The sequence below is a fragment of the Vibrio sp. M250220 genome (assembly GCF_036533795.1).
In the GTDB taxonomy this organism is placed as follows: Bacteria; Pseudomonadota; Gammaproteobacteria; order Enterobacterales; family Vibrionaceae; genus Vibrio.
The window spans coordinates 1-3,540 of record NZ_JATABI010000097.1 but is presented as its reverse complement, the minus strand read 5'-3'; the positions used below and the strand labels follow the sequence as shown (position 1 = coordinate 3,540).

Here is a 3,540-nt window from a genome sequence, read left to right as displayed (position 1 = left end):
TGAAAGTTCGCTCACTGACAATGAGTATGGAGGCAGTAGCTTCTTCAATATGGCTTCTTTTCTTTCTGTTGGAATACGAGACACAATTCACTCTTACCGCCCTACACTGGTTAAATTTTAACAGTGACAACTATCCTGCCAGAGGGGGCATTATGCGTCTCAGGAGCGAGAGATTAATCAGTGAACTCTTACCTCTCGCACTCCCTAAATCTTTAAATCACATACCCCAAAGTGCCAGAGATGCATATAAAAGGGGAATGCAAGCTCACGTCTGAATTGATACTCGTCAGCTCTATATGTAACCCTCGCCAAAAAACAGAGTTAGATTAGAACTGAAAAACACTTCCCGTATTAGCTCACACTACTCCAGCATCGTCTCAGAATATCTCTGAGTACTACACGTCAACGTAGTCTCATGGAGAGTCGATGAAAAAACAACAAAGCATGAGGTAAATACTACACTGGCAGACAGCGGTCTGTCACAACTGATCGGGCAAATCGGAATACCAGAAGTGGACCCCAATGGTTGGACACATAAGCTCATTCCTTAAGTGGTTGATCCAGCTCATGCAGCGTATCTCTGCCTGCCGAAGTAGGCTTCATCAGGGGTGAGGTTATTGAGTCCTTGATGGTTACGCTCCTCATTATAAAACACCATATAGTGGCCGATTTCAAGCTCGGCTTCACGGGGGGTGTAAGTTTTTAAGTAAACCTCCTCATATTTCAGACTTCGCCATCATCGCTCGATGAAAACGTTGTCGACCCAGCGGCCTTTCCCATCCATGCTGATCCGAACGCCATGGTCGAGCAACTTCTGTGTGAACTCAGTGCTGGTAAACTGACTCCCCTGATCTGAGTTGAAGATATCGGGTGGTCCGTAGTGTTGAAGCGCCTCTTCGAGAGCCTCGATACAAAAGCTTGTATCCATGGTATTCGATAGGCGCTAAGACAACACCTTATGGCTATACCAGTCAATAATGGCAACCAAGCAAAGGTTCCTTTAGCCATTGGGATGTACTTGATATCAATCGCCCAAGCTTGGTTCGGGTAAGTGACTTCGATATCACGCAACAGGTAGGGATAAACCTTGTGTGCTTTGTTCGCCAGTGTCGTTTTTGGCTTGGGATAAATCGCTCCAATGCCCATATTGCGCATGATCCGCACGATACGCTTGCGATTCACGTGATGGCCTTTTTTAGCCAGCTCGGTTCGAATGCACCGACTACCCATGAACGGATACTGAAGGTGAATTTCGTCAATCATACGGCGCAGTTCAATCTCCTCATCAGAGAGTCCGATGGGCTGATAGTAAGCCGTAGAGCGAGTAATATTGAGAAGCTCGCACTGGCGCTTTATCGGTAGTTGGGTGGATTTATCCAGCGAACTCTTTCGCTGTGCTCGGTCTAACGACCGAGCACTTTGGCCAAAAAATCACTTTCCATGGTCAACTGACCGATCTTGGCGTGAAGCTTGTCCACTTCTTCGAAATTGTCTTTTCCCAATTGGCTTTCAGAGGCAAAAATCATGGCTGCATTTTCAAGCAGCTCTTTCTTCCATGTAGATATCTGGTTAGGGTGCAGGTTGTACTTCTGTGCTAACTCAGCGACAGTTTTATCACCTTTAGCGGCAACCAATGCCACCTTAGCTTTAAACTCGGGAGAGTGGTTTCTACGTTATCTAGTCATAATCTGCAACAGTATTTATGGGTACTATCAAAACAGATCAATCACTTAAAGTCATATCCGAAAATTGGGGACCACTTCTCTCGTATATCTTTAGCTTTAAAAGGTGAAGTGATCTGCCCTAGTCTGGCTATTTTCCAATATCGCCAAGCGATATTTCGTGAAACGTAGGGACATGTTTATTGCCTTTTCGACATTCAGTGACAACAGATAAGTGATGTCTCTCTGTAGGCTGAAAACTGTACGCCTTCCAGTTTGTTAACTTAGCTCCCCACTTATTAAAGAAGTAATTTTTTTCTTTTAAATCAACCACATGAAAATCATCCAATCGCGTACTTAAACCTCTTCCATCAGCCTTGACAAAAGCCTCTTTAAGTGTCCATAGTTGAAAGAAACCATCCCTTTTCTGATCATCAGGCAATGATTTTAACAAGGCGATTTCTTGTTTGGCAAAATATGAACACGCTAGGCTATATGTATCTATTTTTGAATCGACCTGCTCAACATCAACACCTATTTTCGTCTGATAGGCTACAGAAACTACAACCAATCCATTGGTATGCGATAAGTTAAATTGAATATCCATGCTTTGAGGGGTGATAAGTACTGGTTTGCCGTAACTATTTTTTCCGAAAAATAACATGGAAGGTTCAACACCAATTATCGCACTTAATAATTGGCGTTTAAGTGAATGAGCAACAACGAAACTGTTATAATCTCGGCGAAAATGAAAACGGTCAGCTATCTCTTTTTCTTGCGAGCTGATCTGTGCTCTTAGATTTGTTGTATCACAATAATCAGGCACCTTGGTCCAAACAACCAACGGTGCCTCTTTGTTATAAACAAAAACTTCAACTATATTTGCAAGTAGTTGAGTGCTTTTCAAAACTTTCATTTAATTTGATTCAGCTTTTTCCACTTCCGTAATCTAGTACGGGCATTTGCATACGGTGAGGATGTATTAAACTGGATCATCCGCCCCATGGTATATTTCTCATACCATGTATTTCCGTAAAGATGTTCATTAGTTTCACCCGCAAGAAACTCGACAATTTTTTGCTTCGCTTGTTGAAAATCAATTAAAAGCTGATCAAATGGAACTGTTTCGTAATCTGAATAGAACTTTTGAGCTAAATCTCCAAGTTGGTTCCACTTAAAACCCGATTCAGGAAAATCAATATTTTCTTCTTTTTTGTCCTTTTCAATCCACTTCAATACAAGTTCATTCCACCCTAAAAGATAGCTTACCAGATTATGGACACTCATCATGGTTCCTTTTGCATGTCCTTCAAGCGTGGTCTCAAAGACTTTATCTAAAGGTACAGATTCCAGATCTTTAATAAGTACAGAAAAGTTTTTATCAATAGCTTTTAACAGTTCATCTTGGGTTGTTGGGATAGGCATTAAAAAATCCTTTTATCTAGAGGGTTACTATCAAATAACCTGAGTTCGGGATAAGAAAGTTGTCATTCTGAATGACGATTTAGATTAGTATTTCAAAAGCCTCAGTGCTGCAGTTTTTGATGAAAAATAAGGGCAAATCTTTAACTACCTGATATGCAGTATTGACTTTAACACAATTAACCATAAAAACGTGCAGTACTGAGAGGAATAAATAATTCAGGATTCAAACTAAACAGTTGGATAGCACTTACGGTAGCTAGCTAGTGCTTCGTTTACCGCTTCTACCGTTTCTGTTAAACAGTCTTCAGTAAATTACCACCTTCTAAAGAAGGTGGCTTTGTGTGAGCCCCCTAAAAGGGGGCCTTTGTTTAATCCAACGCCAACTGGTGCTGCTCTACTCGCTCTTGCTTCTCTTGATGTCTTACATATCGGCGTATGATTTCTTCATTGATTC

At 41.5% G+C, this 3,540-nt stretch carries 2 protein-coding genes and 2 pseudogenes; all 4 read right to left on the bottom strand.

Annotated features, from left to right (window positions below):
• Positions 1 to 565 precede the first annotated feature (565 nt).
• Positions 566 to 1,640, bottom strand: a pseudogene (locus QTN94_RS19375) (IS3 family transposase).
• Positions 1,641 to 1,812: 172 nt separating this feature from the next.
• The gene (locus QTN94_RS19370; protein WP_331428585.1) at positions 1,813 to 2,577 is read right to left on the bottom strand and encodes a 4'-phosphopantetheinyl transferase family protein; all 765 of its coding nucleotides are present in this window, start codon (positions 2,575 to 2,577) and stop codon (positions 1,813 to 1,815) included.
• Entirely contained in the window at positions 2,574 to 3,086 is a 513-nt protein-coding gene (locus tag QTN94_RS19365) for a ClbS/DfsB family four-helix bundle protein (RefSeq protein ID WP_101904086.1), read from the bottom strand. The genes QTN94_RS19370 and QTN94_RS19365 overlap by 4 nt, the downstream gene beginning before the upstream one ends.
• A gap of 368 nt (positions 3,087 to 3,454) precedes the next feature.
• Positions 3,455 to 3,540 (bottom strand): annotated as a pseudogene (locus tag QTN94_RS19360) (IS200/IS605 family transposase); the annotation flags it as partial.